The sequence below is a fragment of the Cyanobacterium sp. Dongsha4 genome (assembly GCF_036345015.1).
Classification (GTDB): domain Bacteria; phylum Cyanobacteriota; class Cyanobacteriia; order Cyanobacteriales; family Cyanobacteriaceae; genus PCC-10605.
Genome location: NZ_CP084098.1, coordinates 4135023 through 4151760, shown reverse-complemented (window position 1 = coordinate 4151760; position 16738 = coordinate 4135023). Strand labels below are relative to the sequence as shown.

Here is a 16738-nt window from a genome sequence, read left to right as displayed (position 1 = left end):
AGAAGTCAGGAAACGCCATCCTGAGAAATAAAACTTGTCGATGAGGGTAAGGGGGAAACTGCTTCAGCCAAAGTAAATTTACCATCTAAAATCCACTGCTTTAAGGTTTCTGCTACCTGACGAGAAAGATAAAGACTAGCAACTGAAGCTACTTTAACTATTTGTCCTTCAATTTTGATTTTACCCTGTTTAAGTTGGGCATAATTGACTAAACCAAAGCTAGGACGAACTCGGCGAGGAATAGAAAAGTCCATCACGGGAGCATAAATATCTTTATCTTCTACTGCACAATTTTCAATGATTTTTTCATTCAACACAGGAAAAGGGATTCCAACTCCTAACATTAAGGATGCTCCATAGTTTTTAAAGTAGCAACCTCTTACCCATTTGCGATCCATTTTTTTTGCATCTCCCACTAATGCCAAAGTGGAAGCAGGCCCGATAGGAGTGCCATTAGGGCTTCTTTTCTGTAAGGGAAAATGTTGAGTCCCTTCCCACGTTATCATACCTTCTGCACCCCCTAAAAATATTTTTGTACCAATACCGATCGCTTCTAAGTAGGGATCATTTAAAAGTGGTGACAAAGCCCCGATATTAGAATAAACCGCATTACCTAAACGAGGCAACAAAGGTCCTAAATAAGTATATAAGATGCGATCGCCTCCATTCACCCCCACAATAAAATTTTGATACAAATTGCGAGGATTATATAAATAAAACTGATTTATGGAGTTAATATTAATGGTTGCATCAAAAGAAGCACGGGGATAACAATCAGTAACCTGTCCGATGGCTTTAACAGAAACAGAATTTCCAGCAATGAGGCTTTCAATCACATGAGCCCCTCCCTTTTCAGGAATAACGGTATTTTCCGCATCATTCACATCAGGCAAAGCCGTTGCCCCTAAATAAAGATCCACTGCCCCAAAACCAGCATAGGCAGGAACACCATCTAACCAACAATGACGTATTTTCATAGGGGGATCTGTATGACCAAGATTTAAAATTGCCCCCGAAGATTCCATCGGTTCAAAAGTACCAGTACAGATAACATCGACTTTTTCATAAGTTTTCTTTATACCTATTTTCTTGACTTTCGCCTTTAATTCTTCGATGGTGCAAACCTTTGCTTTTTTCTGTAGTATTTTTTCGTTAATTTCGTTAATAGTACGCATTGTTTAGGTGTAGAGTTTTTGCTGTCGGGTTTTAGGTCTGTGATTTTAGATGATAATTACTAATTCCTCATTGAAATATTATACTAAGATCAACATAATAAAAGCTCGAATAGATTTGACATACCGCTAATGGAAACGCCAAACCAAGAAAATCATAGTAGTATTCCCATTAAAGGTTTTGTGGCATCAAAACAAAGTTATCTGTTTAATGTTCTAAAAAAACATCAGTTTAGTGGTGAATTACAGTTGGTACATCCGGGAAAAGAACAATGGCGATTTTATCTTTATATGGGTAGATTAATTTGTGCTACAGGAGGAAATCACTCCGTCAGGCGTTGGCGTCGTAATTTAGCGGCTTTTCTTCCAGAAGTGGCTTCAGATCAAGTCTTTTTAGAGCAGGAAATTAAGTCTATATCTTCGGAAAAAGTTAAGTTTTGTTGGGAATATGAGTTGGTGCGCCATTGGCTTTTAGAGGGCAAAGTTAGTCGGGATGGCGTTATTAAAATGGTGAATAATATCCTGATCGAGATTTTTTTTGATCTCAATCAAACCATTGAAATAAGTTTTTTCCTTAATAGTAAGGTACATATTCCCCTTGAGGAGCAAATTTTTCTCCTTGATGCTAGTCAAGTTATCGTACCCGCATGGCAACAATGGCAACAATGGGTTAACCTCAGATTGGGCGATCGCAGTCCCAATAAAGCTCCTATAATACGTTCTGCAAAACAATTACAGGCAAAAACATCACCAAAAACCTATGAGATTTTTCAAAAACTATTTAATGGCAGGAACACTCTAAGGGATTTAGCGGTACAATTTAAACGAGATTTACCTCAGTTTAGTAGTTCTTTACTACCTTATATCCAACAAGGCTATATTGATTTAGTCTCTGTGGCTGATTTACCAGCACCAATTTCCCCAGTTACAGAAGTCCAAGAAGCGGAAACAAGAACACCATTAATTGCTTGTATCGATGATAGTCCTTTAATTTGCGAAACCATGAATATTATTCTCAAAAAAGCAGGATATAGATTTTTGGGTATTACAGAACCCTTAAAGGCGATCGCCAAAATTTTAGCCTCAAAACCAGATATGATCTTCTTAGACTTAGTAATGCCTGATACGAATGGTTATGAAATTTGTGCCAGTTTACGGAAATTATCTTTCTTTCGTAATACTCCCATTATAGTTTTAACCTCTAATGACGGCATGATTGAAAGGGTGAGAAGTAAAATAATTGGTGCTTCCGATTTCATGGCTAAACCAATTAATCCAGAAGAAGTATTAGTCATCGTCAATAAACATTTATCTCTCCTCGAAAATTAATGGTAAAAATATGAATTATGATATTTTGATAGTTGATGATATTGTCAATAATATTCAGTTATTAAAAAAAATTTTTGCCACTCAAGGTTATCATATTCGTCAAGCTATTAATGGCTCTCATGCCCTAGAAGAAATCGCCAAAAAAAAACCAGATTTGATTCTTTTAGATATAAATATGCCGGGGATTAATGGTTATCAAGTTTGTGAAATTATCAAGTCTAATTCTATAACCAAAGAAATTCCAATTATTTTTCTTAGTGGGTGCGATCGTTCAGATGACAAGATTAGAGCTTTTAACTTAGGTGGGTCAGACTACATTACAAAACCATTTTACCCCGAAGAAGTTTTAATTAGAACCAAAAATCAGTTGACAATTCAAGAACAAAAAAAACAACTAATTAATCAAAATCTTTCCCTTCAAAAAGAAATAGAAAAAAGGAAAAAAGCAGAGACATCCCTACGCCAAGCCAATAAAAAATTAGAAGAATTAGCAATCATTGATGATCTAACAAAAGTTTCTAATCGTCGTCATTTCAATCAATATTTATCTCAACAATGGCAACAAATGAAAAGAGAACAAAAACCCCTTTCTCTCATAATTTGTGATATAGATCACTTTAAACTCTATAACGATACCTATGGTCATCAAAAAGGAGATGAATGTTTGCGTTGTGTTGCTCAAGTATTATCACTTAGTACAAAAAGAAAAACAGACTTACTAGCCCGTTATGGCGGAGAAGAATTTGCCATTATTCTACCCTACTCTTCTTGGCAAGGGGCATTACATTTAGGAAAATCCGTTTGTAATCAAGTTTTAGGAGCAAAAATTCCTCACGAAACCTCGAATACATCTGAATATGTAACCCTAAGTGTCGGGGCAAGTTGTACCATTCCCGATCAAAAAAATAACCCTGATGATTTATTAAAAAATGCAGACAAAGCCTTATATCAGTCAAAAACAAAGGGACGAAACCAAGTTAATGTTCTTTTAGGATAACTCCATTGAAGTAAAAATTATTTCTCACAAATAGATGACTTCTATCATACTTACAGCAGTTTTCAGATCAATGAACTAATGTACGACAAGGAGTGGACGTAACTGGATTCGAACCAGTGACCCCATCGATGTCAACGATGTACTCTAACCAACTGAGCTATACGTCCTAGCAATATAACATTATACTCAGGAACTATAGATAATGCAAGTAAAAAAGGAAAAAAGGAAATTATCCATAGAATATTAGGATTAAGCACAATCATTTGTTAGAATAACAAGGAAAATTTAAAGATCAATTAACAGTCTTTGAGTCAATCACTAGAAATTCCAAAACTTGATACTCTGGCACAAGAATTAGCGGCTATCCAGCAAACTGGCTCAAAAAAAATAGCCCTTTTAGGTTCTCGTCATGTGCCAATTACTCATCAACATTTAATCGAAATGATGAGTTATGCCCTCGTGTTAGAAGGAAACAGAATCATTACCTCTGGGGCGGCAGGTACTAATTCCGCAGCTATAAAAGGGGCAATGCGCGCTGATCCGAATCTGCTCACTGTTATTCTACCCCAAAGTCTAGCTCGTCAACCTAGAGAATCTCAGGAACAGTTAAAACAAGTAATTCATCTTGTAGAAAATCCTGACTATGATAATCTTTCTTTAGGGGAAGCCAGTGCTATTTGCAATCGAGATATTATCTCTCGTTGTCAACAATTAATATGCTTTGCTTTTCATGATAGTCACACTCTCATTCAAACTTGTAAAGAAGCAGATGAACAACGAAAAGTTGTGACTCGATTTTATTTTGACTAAGGGGGTTAATGATTATAAAGCAAGAGGCTCAAGACAATTTTTTGTCTTGTCTCAAGCTGTATGGGCTTGTTTATGAAGATAGAAGAAATACAAATTTATCAATTATCAATTCCCTTTATTCGTCCTTTTCAATTTAGTAATGGTGAATTGTATAGTCATGATTGCTTAATTGTTGCGGTTAAAAGTGAGGGAATAATTGGTTGGGGGGAATGTCCTGTATTTCCTATTCCTTGTTACACTTATGAAACAATTGCTACAGCGTCTCATATTCTCAAAGATTTTCTTATTCCTCAACTCCTCGGCAAAAGTATTGATTCTCCTGTGGCACTGAGTAAAGTATTTTCTCGTGTTCGTGGTCATAATATGGCTAAGTCTTGTTTAGATGATGCTATTTGGGATTTATTAGCGAAAGCCAATTCTATGTCATTATCTCAATTCTTGGGGGGAGAGAAGAAACGGATTCAGGTGGGGGTTAGTGTTTCAATGCAAGATAATTTGAGTTACTTATTACAACGCATAGACGATTATCTCCAACAAGGTTATCAAAGAATTAAGTTAAAAATAGCCCCTAATTATGCCATCGAACCTTTAAAAACTATTCGGGAAAAATATTCTTATTTGACGTTAATGGCGGATGCTAATTCGTCTTTTTCTCTTAATGATATAGACTCACTAAAAGTCTTAGATGAGTTCAATTTGTTGATGATTGAACAACCTTTAGCTTACGATGATTTATTAGATCATGCTTATTTACAAACTTTAATTAAAACTCCTATCTGTCTTGATGAAAGTATTAATAGCTTACATGATACACGAGTTGCGATCGCACTTCAAGCTGGGAAAATAATTAACCTTAAACCCTCAAGAGTAGGAGGTATTAGTCATGCTTTACAAATTCATGATCTATGCCAGAAAGCAGAAATTCAATTATGGTGTGGAGGTATGCTAGAATCAGGCATTGGTAGGGCAACAAACTTACATTTAGCCAGTCTTAGTAATTTTACTCTTCCTGCGGATATTTCAGCCACTAACCGCTATTTTCATGAAGATATAATTCATCAGGTTTTTTCTCTTAACAGTTCTGATTCTACTATTGATGTACCCCAAGGATTTGGTATCGGGGTTGACATCAATCAAAAAAGTTTTAGTAAATTTGTACAGGCTTGTGATACTTATGGTTAAAAGTTGCTGAAAAATCTATTTTGATAAAAATTTAGTGGGGATTAGAGTAAATAAACTAATAATTTTTTCTTGTTCTCTATACTCAGAAAATCGTATTTGTTTTAACTCTTCTTCTTCCAAAATGATACGGTAATTAAAGACTTTATAAAAGGTCATTAAATTTGGATAGCTAGGAGATATTTTTTCCCACACTGTTTCCCTCATAAGATTTAATTTTTTCTCAGTTTTTAATCCTATTTCTTCCTCTAAACCTCTATATGCACCCTGGAGAGAATTTTCTCCTCCCTTTATTTTTTCGGTAATAAAATTTTGTTCTCTTCTTCTTACTATTCCAGTTAAAAATATTTGCTTATCTTCAATCAGTTGAAAATAATTATTTCCTAAATTAAAAATAACTTCGATCGCACTTACTTTCATAAGTCTAACTAGCTTTCCTTGAATTAATTTTAATTGTGATTCTCCTTCTTTTATTTCTTGATATAATTCTTCAATCGTTTTGTTTCCTTGCTCATGGTTCCATTGATTTATGTCAATATTATTTGTTTTTAAAACACTATTTAAGTCATCTAAATTATCTATTTTTAATTGATCATTCATAGTATAGGGATTCTTTTGGTGATAGAATAAAGAGAGTTATTTAATATTAATTATTTAAGAGTAATTATAAACCTTATGATAATAATAAAAAGCCAAAAAAGTATAAAATTGACAAATAAAATTTGACTATCTTTTTCTGCAAATACTAGAATTACTAATAATTATAAAAATAACACTTTAGGGAATTTTTAGGAAAATTTAAAGTAAAAAATAATTGTTTAAAATTCATTAAAATTGATTTAGTATTACTAAAATATTGTTATGGGAATAATCATTGCTGGTGAAAGAAGTGGAGTCGGTAAAACAACAATTACTTTAGCGTTATTGTCATGGTTAACTCGTCTAGGGAAGTCTATACAATCTTTTAAAGTGGGTCCTGATTATATTGATCCTATGTTTCACACTGCAATTACCGGTAAATCGTGTCGTAATCTTGATCCAATTTTAACCTCCCCAGACTATGTTAAATGGTGCTTTGATTATTATACTCAGGATAAAGATATTGCCATTGTTGAAGGCGTAATGGGTTTATTTGATGGAGTTCCTAACTCTCAGAATGCACATTATGGTAGCACAGCCTATATTGCTAAACTATTAAATTTATCTGTAATTTTAACTCTTGATTGTAGTAAAATAAGCTCAAGTATAAGTGCGATCGCATCTGGATATATAAATTTTGATCCAGAAGTGAAAATAGTAGGAGTAATTCTAAATAAAGTTGCCAGTGAAAAACATTTATCTTTATTAAAAGTGGGACTAGAAAAACTAAATATTCCTATCATGGGGGTATGGTTTAAGCATCAAAAAATCGAGTTGCCATCAAGACACTTAGGTTTAATTCCCACAGAAGAAGTAACTCAACATCAGCAAATATTTCAGCAGTTAGGTGAATTGGCAAAACAAAATATTAATTGGCAACTATTAAATCAGTATTTATATAGTGATAAATTAACAAAAAAAGTTAATTATTTTTTATTTAAAAATAATAATAAATACCCTCTCAAAATCGCCATTGCTAAAGACAAAAGTTTTAATTTTTACTATCAAGATAATTTGGATATATTAAAATATTTAGGTATCGAATTAATTGAAGTTAGTCCTTTAGAAGATAAAAATTTACCATCAGACATTCATGGCATTTATTTAGGAGGAGGATTTCCAGAAATATTTGCATCTCAGTTATCCGAAAATAAATCCTTTCAAACGAGTATTAAAAAGAAAATTGAAAATGGTATTCCTACTTATGCCGAGTGTGGTGGAATGATGTATTTATCGGCAGGAATTGAAGATTTTAGAGGAGATAAATGGGAAATGGTGGGTATTTTACCTCATTTTACTGTTATGAGTAATAAATTAACTATCGGTTTTAGACAAGTAAAAACTCTAATTGCCAATGATTTTATCAATATTAATCAAACATTAATGGGTCACGAATTTCATCGAGCAGTAGATAGTTTTCAACCAACACCCTATCAGATAGATAAATCATCTGCTCCCATGTTGGAACTCAAAGACTATTATACTCAGAAAATTATTTCCTATCAAGGATGGCAAAGATACAATGTTTTTGGTTCTTATTTACACCTTCATTTTGGCGAGTTAATACCTCAATTAGAAACATTTTTACAGGGTTGTTTAAGTTGGCGAGATAGAGCAAAAAATAGATTATAACGTTAATAAATTAAGCTATAATTTTCAGTTGAGATTGGGAATGGGGAATAGTAATAATATTTTGAGTGTTAAATACTTAGAGTGATTTAATTATGTGTTATGTCGCGATTAAGCAACCTCTAAATTATAAATAGTTTTTCCTGTTAACTTCCCATTACTTTATCATGAAAAACTCGACCATTATTATTATAAGAATAGTGGCTATTATGATTTAGAGAATGATGATTATTGTTAGAAGGGGTAATATTTTCTGATGGTAGATAATAACTTTGTTTTTGCAGTGCTTCTAAATTAAAACGATAACCCACATTTCTAACTGTTTGAATTACATTTGGTTGGCGAGGGTCTAATTCTATCTTTTTCCTCAATGATAACACATGAGTGTCAATAGTTCTTTGATTTTCGATCGCCTCTGGCCATGCTTTTCTCAATAATTCCGAGCGACTGAGGGGAATTCCCTGTGCCTGAGAAAGAACATATAAAAGACTAAATTCTTGGGGTGTTAAATCGATAAATTGTCCTCGAAACTCTACTCTTCTTTGTACTAAATCTATTTTTAAATCACCAAAATCAAGACTTAAAGGAGCGTTATTAGTCCGAAAACGACGCAATAAGGATTCGACTCTAGCTAAAAACTCTTGCATTCCAAAAGGTTTTTTCAGATAATCATCAGCCCCTGCTTTTAATCCTTTCACAACATCTTTTTCTGTGGTTTGTGCTGACAACATCAGAATTAAGGGTTGGTGACACTGACATAACCATTGACAAAACTCAAATCCGTCGCCGTCGGGTAAATCTGAATCTAAAACAACTAAAGTTGGTGATTGATTAGCTAAATTTTGTTTTGCCTGTTGAATACTTCCACACTGGTTGATTATATAGCCGACTTGCTGTAAATGCCATCCTAAGAGCGATCGCAAATGAGGATTACCTTCTATAATTGCTATACAAACCACTTTTACCCATCCATTAACTAAATTTGATAACTAAGCATAATCAATCTATTGTCAGGATACTGTTACATAGAATACTTATTTTCTATCAGCACGTTAGTACAAAGAAACATAATAAGTAGTTTTTTAGCAAAACAAAAAGCCCCTACAAATAATGTGGGACTATACAACACCTAAGTTGAAAATAAAATCTTTAGTAGTAGAAATTTGTCAAGTATAAACTTTTATACTAATTGTCTAATAATTAAACAAAAATATATCTTAATTGATTTTTATCCTTCTAATTCCTATCAAAAAATCTAAAAATAATAATAGTGACTTAACAGTAAAATTCACTTTTATCCAACAACGTTTCACCATGCCCCGGTATCCAACTTACCCAAACACCAGGAGCCTTTTCACACAACAATAAAGCCTCTTCTTCTGCATAGGGATTTGGTGCTTGATTTAATTTAACCCACGAATCCCGATTATAGGTAATTAAACAAACAGGATTCCAGCCCAAAAGATTATCCGCCCTAACATCATCATGAATAGCAAGGGATTTCTCTTTACTTGTACTTAGATGATTTAATCCAACAGAACAATTAATCGATCTTACTTGAACAGACATAGGTTTTTCTCCATCAATGTAACCTATAACATTCAGTTATTAACAATTAATCGTCAGAATTAAGAAAGCACTACTTTAAACAATAGAAAATAATTCATCAAGTTTTAATTAATTGCCATAACTGAAAAATTATCTTATGTTGACAACAAACAAAAAATCAAAATCTGTATATTATGATACAGAAACATCAGGCAGTAAGGTGATGATTGTTATCAAAAATTAACATTTAATGACGTATTTTATCTGCTGTAAAAATTATTTTGCTTTCCAAGTGCCTCCATAACGATAAAAAGAATTGTCTTTTGCTAAGATATTCCAACAATTAGGACAAACTTGATACCATTTATTACTCTCATCATATTGAATGCGATAACGAAGATTAACTAATTGATTACAGTAATCACAACTTTTTAGTTTTTTTATTTTAGCCATTTACTCTAGTGAAATAGATTTTAATTAGGAATGAAGAATTAAGAGCTAGTTTCCCCTCCCTAATCTCCCAACACCCTAACTTCTGACTCCTGACTCCCAACTATTACCTATTACCTCTCTCCCACAATCCAAAGTTTTTGCGATACTCTTAACCTATCCTTAAATCAATTTATTTTGATATGAGACTATAATATATCAAGACAGAGAATAATTGAAACCTCTCAAATTATCTATATTCAAAAGAAAAAGAGTATTGATAGTTTATCAACTACAAAAAATATAACAATATTATTTGATTGGTTAATAATATGCGCATTGGTATTAATGGCTTTGGCAGAATTGGTAGATTAGCATTAAGGGCTGGTTGGGGTAATCCAAACCTTGAATTTGTCCATATTAACGAACTAAAAGGGGGTGTTGAAACGGCCGCTCATTTGTTGGAATTTGACTCGGTGCATGGACGTTGGCATAAATCCCCTACCATAGAACATGAGAAAATATGTATTGATAGTCAATATATTTCTTTCAGCAGTTATGCTACCCCTCAAGAAGTACCTTGGCAAGATTTGGGGGTGGATTTAGTCATCGAAAGTTCAGGTAAATTTCGTACCCCAGAAACCCTTAACTCCTACTTTGAAAATGGTGTGAAAAAAGTTGTTGTTGCCGCACCAGTGAAGGAAAATGCTCTTAATGTTGTAGTAGGAGTAAATGATTATCTCTACAATCCTGAAAAACATCATCTTTTAACTGCCGCTTCTTGTACTACAAACTGTTTAGCCCCTGTGGTAAAAGTAATTCATGAGGGTTTAGGTATCAAACACGGGGTTATCACTACTATTCACGATGTCACCAATACTCAAACCGTTGTGGATGCACCTCATAAAGATTTGAGAAGGGCGAGGTCTTGTTTACAATCTCTTATTCCTACCACTACGGGGTCAGCAACTGCGATCGTACTTATTTATCCTGAGTTACAAGGAAAATTAAACGGCATAGCCGTCAGAGTGCCGATGTTAAATGCTTCCTTAACGGATTGTGTTTTTGAAGTCAATCGTAAAACTACCGTAGTTGAAGTTAATCAACTATTGAAAGAAGCCTCAGAAACCGCCCCTTTAAAAGGCATTTTAGGTTATGAAGAACGCCCATTGGTTTCAATAGATTACAAAGACGATGCGCGATCGAGTATTATCGATGCCCTTTCCACCATGGTAATTGATGACACCCAAGTGAAGATTTTAGCTTGGTATGACAACGAATGGGGTTATTCAAATCGTCTTATTGAATTAGTTAATAAAATAGCAAATTAACTGAGTTCGGAGTTCGGGGTTCGGAGTTCGGAGTTAAATTAAATATATATTGACAAAAAACTATTATAAATTCGTTTTCTCTTAATTATTAACTCAAGTTTAATAGATATTGTTATAAAAAATTAACTCATACTTTTATATCTTCGTAAATCTCCTAATTTTTATTTCTGAAAACTTAAATAACAATCATATTTACTTATGAAAAATTATGGATAATAATATAAAGAATTATGCCCTCGTAACCTCCGCCTATTGGGGTTATACCGTCACTGATGGGGCATTAAGAATGTTGGTTTTACTACACTTTAATAAACTCGGTTTTACTCCCATAGAAATTGCTTTCTTATTCCTTTTTTATGAAATTTTTGGCATTGTCACTAACTTTTTAGGAGGTTGGATTGGCTCACAATTTGGCTTAAGATTAACCCTTTATGGTGGTATTGGTTTACAGATTTTTGCCCTAGTTATGTTAGGTTTAATTAATCCGAATTGGGCAATTTGGTTTCAGGTTACTTACGTCATGACATCCCAAGCCTTTTCAGGAATTGCAAAGGATTTGACGAAGATGAGTTCAAAAAGTGCCGTGCGTTTAGTTGTGCCTAAAGAAGCAGAATCAAAGCTATTTAAGTGGGTAGCAATCCTTACTGGTTCAAAAAATGCGTTAAAAGGAATTGGCTTTTTTGTGGGGGCAACTTTACTACAATTATTCGGTTTTGAAAAGGCATTATTTTATCAAGCGGCGGTTTTATTTATCATCTTTTTAAGTGGTAGGTTTTTACCGAAAAATTTGGGCAAAATTAAAGCAAAGGTTAAATTTAAACAGTTATTTTCTAAGAGTAAAGCCATTAATATTTTATCCGCCGCCAGATTTTTTTTATTTGGTGCAAGAGATATATGGTTTGTCGTTGCTTTACCCGTATTTTTTCGCACAGAATTGGGTTGGAGTTTTATCCAAGTAGGTACTTATATGGCTTGTTGGGTAATTGGTTACGGTATCGTACAATCTTTGTCTCCAATAATTCTAAGACAAAATCAAGAAGGCAAAGCCCCTCAAGGAAAAACTATCCAAATTTGGACTTCTATTTTAACTATTATACCAGCCGCGATCGCACTTGCATTTATGGCAGGTTTTCCGCCCCAGATTGTGATTACAGGAGGTTTAATTATCTTTGGAATCGTCTTTGCCTTTAACTCGGCGGTGCATTCTTATCTAGTGTTAGCCTATACAGAAGATGATGACGTTGCCTTAAACGTAGGCTTTTATTATATGGCAAACTCTGGAGGGCGTTTACTTGGTACAATTACCTCTGGTATCGTTTACCAAACTATGGGTATTGAAGGTTGTTTATGGTTTTCCAGTGTATTTGTCTTGGTTGCGGCTTTAGTCTCGACAAAATTGCCTCCAGTTAGAGCTTTAGATAGTGGGAATGAATTAACACATGAGACGTAAAAAGAAGCAAAGGGCAATTAATGATTAAAAACTCCTGACTCCTTTCTTAAAGTAATAATTAAAATTCGATGCCGGGTTGTGCTTTAATTCCTTGCTCTTTAAATGGGTGTTTAATTAACTTCATTTCTGTTACTAAATCAGCCATTTCTATCAGCTCTTTTTTTGCACCTCTTCCTGTTAAGATAACATGACTATCTTGAGGTTTTTGTTGTAAAGTTTTTAACACTTCTTCTAAGTTTAAATAATCTAATTTTAGAGCAATATTAATCTCATCTAATAATACTAATTTATAGTCAGGATTTAAGATAAATTCTATAGCTTTTTCCCATGCTTTATTTGCCATAAAAATATCTTTTTCTCGATCTTGAGTTTCCCATGTAAAGCCTTCTCCCATAGCATAAAACTCTAATTGCCCAGACCATTTTTCTAATACTTCTTTCTCGGCAGGTTCCCACGCTCCTTTAATAAACTGTATAATAGCAACCTTATAACCATGACCTAAACTGCGCATTACCATACCCAAAGCCGCCGTTGTTTTTCCTTTTCCATCTCCTGTATTGACAATAATTAAACCTTTTTCTGATTTCATATTTGCTAACCGTTTATCTTGAATTTCTTTACGGCGTTGCATCTTTTTTTTATAATCTTCTGTGGTAATTGAGTTATTCATTAGATTCTTTTAAATGTTTTACTTTTTGCTTCTTCTAGGTGGTTGTAGTGTTGATGATAAGTTAATAGAAAATAAAGCCTATAACTGCTGTTAATTTTGAAATATTATAACTTATCTTTCCCCGAACAAACCTGCCACCTAAAACCCGAAACCTGCCCTTATCCGATATTTTAAGAGCTGAAGTTAATTATTTTTAATTGTCCAAAAAGGAAACTGTTGACTAGGATTAATTTTCACCCCTTCAATATTGCTATGGAAAAAAGCATAATCTTTATTTTGCCAAAGGGGTATATAAGGAATTTCCTCCGCTAAAATATTCTGAATTTCGGCAAATATTGCCTTTCTTTTAGCTAAATCCTCTTCTTGCCTTTGTTGATCAATTAATTCATTCATTTTCTCACTGTAGAAAAAAGAGCCTTGAGTTTGCGCTCCTCCTTCCAAACATCCTTCTGTTTCATTACCTTGCACACATTGCAAAAAAGGTTGGATATAGTTATCTGCATCGAGAAAATCAGGATACCAGTCACCTAAAAAACTGGAATAAATCCCTTTGCCAAGATTACTAAAAGCAGTAGCACTTTCTACCCCACTAGGTACAAACTGGATTATACCCTCTAATTGTTGGTCTGCGATCGCTTTTAAGGTAGAAGCAACCCCACTACGGGTTTTAGACGCAGAAGGATACCAAACTTCAACAACTGCAGGATTTGATGGAGAATAACCTGCCTCTGTTAATAATTGTTTAGCCTGTTGAATATTATCATTTTCATTCTCTGTCTGAAAAACAGGTTGATAAGAGTCAAATACCGTAGGGATTAAACTATATAAAGGTTCAGATTGTCCCTGTAAAACCCTTTCAATCATTAAACTACGATTCATTAAAAGTGCGATCGCTTTTCTAACGTTTAACTGATCTAAAGGAGGTTGATTACGATTTAATACCATATAACTTACCACAGTACCAGAACCTTCAATCACATTAAAAGCACCATTTTCGGACTCTTTTAACAAAGTGGTAATTTGTTCAGGAGCAAAAGTTTGATAAGCCACATCAATGGCATTAGTTAAAAAGCTATTGTATAAATTGGCAGAATTTCCCGCATAAATTTGAATATCAATACCCTTATTAACAGGTTTTTCTCCCCAATAATTCTCAAATATTTCCAAACTGACAGAATCGCTATTAAAAGCACTTAATTTATAGGGGCCAGTACCAATTAATTCGCTAGGCTTAAATTCCCCTTCACCAATGGTATAATTTTGGGGGGAAACAGCACACGCCCCGGGAAATGCTAACAAAGCAGTGAAAGCAGAAAAAGGTTTATAAAGAGTAATTGTTAATTCATACTCTCCCGTTACTTGAATTTCTCTGATAGTATCACTCAATAGAAATGATGGTTTACCACCATTTTGCATAAACCTATCTAAAGAAAATTTCATGCCCTCTGCATTAAAAGGCGTGTCGTCGTGGAATGTAACGCCCTGTCTCAAGGGAATTTTATAAACTAAACCATCGTCGCTAATAGTAGGCATAGCTTCAGCTAACAAGGGTACTAATTCTGTCGTCCCTAGTTTATATGTGTAAAGACTCTCCGCTATATTGTAAATAAGATTTAATCCTGCTGTTTCATAACTGTCTGCAGGGTCTAAAGTTCTCGCTTTTAAGGTTGTACCGATACTAATTCTACCATTCTCCGAGGCTGAACCATTGGAAGTATTCTGATTACTAGGATTTCCACTACACGCAATTATCAAACTGCAACAAATTAATCCTAAACCGATATACTTCAATAATTTTTTTATTTGTACCATGCTTAATTTTAGACAATTCAAAAATAAATCTTCTCAAATTAATCAATAATAACCTGAGTTCGACACGAAGAAAAATTAGGAGGTTAAGAGAAGGAGAATATAACCAAAATAAATAGAAAAGTTAATTAAAGTTACTAAATTACCAAAAAAATTGACTTAATTTATCATAGTTTTCCTTTAATTCCCACTATTATTTATCATTAAATGTCGTGCCAAATGCCAAGAGTGCGACCACGAAGTGAGGTTGTGCGATCGCATCTATCATCTTTTTGGGGAAAACACTACAATTGAACAACCCAAAGAAAAAGCTCTTCCTTTTACAATAAAAAATAAAGATTATAAACAAGGAAACCATTATCTTATTCCTTTACGTCTCTTGATAAGAAAAAATATAAATATCATTGTATCTTGTATAAATTTATGAGAATTTCTAAGTCTATTGGTCAATTTGCCTCCCATTTAACAGCTATTATCGTGGGAGTTGCTCTGACATTTTCAGGAATGAGTCATTTAAGTGCCCAAACGTTGGTTAACGATGGAATAGTTGCACAAATTCCTACCACCATCACAGAAGATAGTTTTGTAGCACGAGCAGTAGAAAAAACAGGTAATTCAGTCGTACGTATCGATACAGAAAAAACAGTAACAAGGTCGTTTGATCCTTTTTTCGATGATCCCTTTTTCCGTCAATTTTTCGGCGATCAATTTCGTAATACCGTTCCCAGAGAAAGAGTTGTGACGGGATTAGGTTCTGGCTTTATCATTGATAATAATGGAGTAATTTTGACTAATGCTCATGTGGTAAGTGGAGCAGATAGGGTCACAGTCACTCTCAAAGATGGGCGCAGTTTTCAAGGAGAAGTTAAAGGTGCTGATGAGGTAACAGATTTAGCGGTGGTAAAAATTAATTCTCAAGGGCAAAGTTTACCTGTAGCATCTTTAGGTAATTCTGATCAAGTTAAAGTAGGAGATTGGGCGATCGCAGTTGGAAACCCTGTTGGTTTGGATAATACCGTAACTTTAGGGATTATTAGTACCTTAAATCGTCCTTCTTCAGAAGTGGGTATTCTCGATAAAAGAATTGATTTCTTGCAAACCGATGCCGCCATTAACCCCGGTAATTCAGGAGGCCCCCTTTTAAATGCCCAAGGAGAAGTCATAGGTATTAACACAGCTATTCGTGCTGATGCCATGGGAATTGGATTTGCCATCCCCATTAATAAGGCTAAACAGTTACAGGGAACATTAGTGGCAGGAAAAGAAGTACCTCATCCTTATGTCGGTATTCAGATGGTAAATATTACCCCAGAATTAGCCAGAAAAAATAATCAAGATCCCAATACGACTTTTTTAATTCCCGAAGTAGAAGGAGTTTTAGTCATGAGAGTTCTACCAAACACCCCTGCAGAAGCTGGAGGAATGCGTCGAGGAGATGTCATCATCAAAGTGGATAATCAAGCCATCAAAGATGCTAACCAATTACAAAAATTGGTAGAAAACACCAGTATTAATCAAAGTCTTCGTTTTACCGTCATTCGTAATCAACAACAATTACAATTGAGCTTAAAAACAGCACAAATGAGAACTCAGCAATAAATTAATACCTGAGTTGGGAGTGTCTGATGGTGTTAGGGGATTTTTAAAAGTGGGTAGGGGTTGAATATATTCAACCTCTAGGTCGTGGAAGTCAGTAACTAATACTTCAAGTTGGAAAATTGACTATCCATTGATTCAGCATAAAAG

The 16738-nt window shown here is 34.1% G+C and carries 15 protein-coding genes and 1 tRNA gene; 8 read left to right on the top strand and 8 right to left on the bottom strand.

The annotated features are described in order from the left end of the window. Positions 1-5 precede the first annotated feature (5 nt). Positions 6-1175 (bottom strand): homocysteine biosynthesis protein, encoded by a 1170-nt coding sequence (locus tag Dongsha4_RS18240; RefSeq protein ID WP_330203692.1) that lies wholly within the window; start codon positions 1173-1175, stop codon positions 6-8. A 129-nt stretch (positions 1176-1304) separates the two neighbouring features. Here Dongsha4_RS18240 and Dongsha4_RS18235 point away from each other — a divergent pair, with 129 nt between their 5' ends. Then, a complete protein-coding gene (locus Dongsha4_RS18235; protein WP_330203691.1) occupies positions 1305-2501 on the top strand; it encodes a response regulator in 1197 nt (398 codons plus the stop codon). 10 nt (positions 2502-2511) lie between these two features. Next, complete coding sequence (locus Dongsha4_RS18230) at positions 2512-3498, top strand: GGDEF domain-containing response regulator (protein WP_330203690.1); 987 nt, start codon at positions 2512-2514, stop codon at positions 3496-3498. 93 nt (positions 3499-3591) lie between these two features. Here Dongsha4_RS18230 and Dongsha4_RS18225 read toward each other — a convergent pair. Further along, positions 3592-3665, bottom strand: a tRNA-Val gene (locus Dongsha4_RS18225). 139 nt (positions 3666-3804) lie between these two features. Between Dongsha4_RS18225 and Dongsha4_RS18220 the strand changes: the two genes are divergently transcribed. Next, positions 3805-4308, top strand: coding sequence for a DNA recombination-mediator protein A (locus tag Dongsha4_RS18220; RefSeq protein WP_330203689.1), 504 nt, complete (start codon positions 3805-3807; stop codon positions 4306-4308). Between the two features lie 72 nt (positions 4309-4380). Beyond that, positions 4381-5490, top strand: coding sequence for an o-succinylbenzoate synthase (gene menC, locus Dongsha4_RS18215; protein ID WP_330203688.1), 1110 nt, complete (start codon positions 4381-4383; stop codon positions 5488-5490). Positions 5491-5505: 15 nt separating this feature from the next. Here menC and Dongsha4_RS18210 read toward each other — a convergent pair whose 3' ends face one another. After that, positions 5506-6087 carry a hypothetical protein gene (locus Dongsha4_RS18210; protein WP_330203687.1) on the bottom strand — a complete coding sequence of 194 codons (582 nt, stop codon included), beginning with the start codon at positions 6085-6087 and terminating at the stop codon, positions 5506-5508. A gap of 261 nt (positions 6088-6348) precedes the next feature. Here Dongsha4_RS18210 and Dongsha4_RS18205 point away from each other — a divergent pair, with 261 nt between their 5' ends. Next, positions 6349-7758 carry a cobyrinate a,c-diamide synthase gene (locus Dongsha4_RS18205; RefSeq protein ID WP_330203686.1) on the top strand — a complete coding sequence of 470 codons (1410 nt, stop codon included), beginning with the start codon at positions 6349-6351 and terminating at the stop codon, positions 7756-7758. Positions 7759-7901: 143 nt separating this feature from the next. Here the strand turns inward: Dongsha4_RS18205 and Dongsha4_RS18200 are convergent, their stop codons facing one another. The 3 genes from Dongsha4_RS18200 to Dongsha4_RS18190 form a co-directional block, all read right to left on the bottom strand. Beyond that, entirely contained in the window at positions 7902-8714 is an 813-nt protein-coding gene (locus Dongsha4_RS18200) for a response regulator transcription factor (protein ID WP_330203685.1), read from the bottom strand. A 316-nt stretch (positions 8715-9030) separates the two neighbouring features. Further along, the gene (locus tag Dongsha4_RS18195; RefSeq protein WP_330203684.1) at positions 9031-9324 is read right to left on the bottom strand and encodes a hypothetical protein; all 294 of its coding nucleotides are present in this window, start codon (positions 9322-9324) and stop codon (positions 9031-9033) included. 255 nt (positions 9325-9579) lie between these two features. Then, positions 9580-9756 (bottom strand): hypothetical protein, encoded by a 177-nt coding sequence (locus tag Dongsha4_RS18190; protein WP_330203683.1) that lies wholly within the window; start codon positions 9754-9756, stop codon positions 9580-9582. A 308-nt stretch (positions 9757-10064) separates the two neighbouring features. Between Dongsha4_RS18190 and Dongsha4_RS18185 the strand changes: the two genes are divergently transcribed. After that, positions 10065-11063, top strand: coding sequence for an ArsJ-associated glyceraldehyde-3-phosphate dehydrogenase (locus tag Dongsha4_RS18185; protein WP_330203682.1), 999 nt, complete (start codon positions 10065-10067; stop codon positions 11061-11063). 208 nt (positions 11064-11271) lie between these two features. Continuing rightward, the gene (gene arsJ, locus Dongsha4_RS18180; RefSeq protein ID WP_330203681.1) at positions 11272-12513 is read left to right on the top strand and encodes an organoarsenical effux MFS transporter ArsJ; all 1242 of its coding nucleotides are present in this window, start codon (positions 11272-11274) and stop codon (positions 12511-12513) included. Positions 12514-12571: 58 nt separating this feature from the next. Here arsJ and cobO read toward each other — a convergent pair whose 3' ends face one another. Together cobO and Dongsha4_RS18170 are read right to left on the bottom strand one after the other, a co-directional pair. Next, complete coding sequence (cobO, locus tag Dongsha4_RS18175) at positions 12572-13183, bottom strand: cob(I)yrinic acid a,c-diamide adenosyltransferase (RefSeq protein ID WP_330203680.1); 612 nt, start codon at positions 13181-13183, stop codon at positions 12572-12574. Positions 13184-13366: 183 nt separating this feature from the next. Continuing rightward, positions 13367-14995, bottom strand: a complete 1629-nt coding sequence (locus Dongsha4_RS18170) for an ABC transporter substrate-binding protein (RefSeq protein ID WP_330203679.1) — start codon at positions 14993-14995, stop codon at positions 13367-13369. Between the two features lie 420 nt (positions 14996-15415). Between Dongsha4_RS18170 and Dongsha4_RS18165 the strand changes: the two genes are divergently transcribed. Continuing rightward, a complete protein-coding gene (locus tag Dongsha4_RS18165; protein WP_330203678.1) occupies positions 15416-16591 on the top strand; it encodes an HhoA/HhoB/HtrA family serine endopeptidase in 1176 nt (391 codons plus the stop codon). The last annotated feature ends 147 nt before the right edge of the window (positions 16592-16738 follow it).

Coding starts and splice junctions, on each gene's coding strand:
- Dongsha4_RS18170 (WP_330203679.1), bottom strand. CDS start 14,995: ATGGTACAAATAAAAAAATTATTGAAGTATATCGGTTTAGGATTAATT.
- cobO (WP_330203680.1), bottom strand. CDS start 13,183: ATGAATAACTCAATTACCACAGAAGATTATAAAAAAAAGATGCAACGC.
- Dongsha4_RS18235 (WP_330203691.1), top strand. CDS start 1,305: ATGGAAACGCCAAACCAAGAAAATCATAGTAGTATTCCCATTAAAGGT.
- Dongsha4_RS18240 (WP_330203692.1), bottom strand. CDS start 1,175: ATGCGTACTATTAACGAAATTAACGAAAAAATACTACAGAAAAAAGCA.
- Dongsha4_RS18185 (WP_330203682.1), top strand. CDS start 10,065: ATGCGCATTGGTATTAATGGCTTTGGCAGAATTGGTAGATTAGCATTA.
- arsJ (WP_330203681.1), top strand. CDS start 11,272: ATGGATAATAATATAAAGAATTATGCCCTCGTAACCTCCGCCTATTGG.
- Dongsha4_RS18230 (WP_330203690.1), top strand. CDS start 2,512: ATGAATTATGATATTTTGATAGTTGATGATATTGTCAATAATATTCAG.
- menC (WP_330203688.1), top strand. CDS start 4,381: ATGAAGATAGAAGAAATACAAATTTATCAATTATCAATTCCCTTTATT.
- Dongsha4_RS18165 (WP_330203678.1), top strand. CDS start 15,416: ATGAGAATTTCTAAGTCTATTGGTCAATTTGCCTCCCATTTAACAGCT.
- Dongsha4_RS18210 (WP_330203687.1), bottom strand. CDS start 6,087: ATGAATGATCAATTAAAAATAGATAATTTAGATGACTTAAATAGTGTT.
- Dongsha4_RS18205 (WP_330203686.1), top strand. CDS start 6,349: ATGGGAATAATCATTGCTGGTGAAAGAAGTGGAGTCGGTAAAACAACA.
- Dongsha4_RS18195 (WP_330203684.1), bottom strand. CDS start 9,324: ATGTCTGTTCAAGTAAGATCGATTAATTGTTCTGTTGGATTAAATCAT.
- Dongsha4_RS18190 (WP_330203683.1), bottom strand. CDS start 9,756: ATGGCTAAAATAAAAAAACTAAAAAGTTGTGATTACTGTAATCAATTA.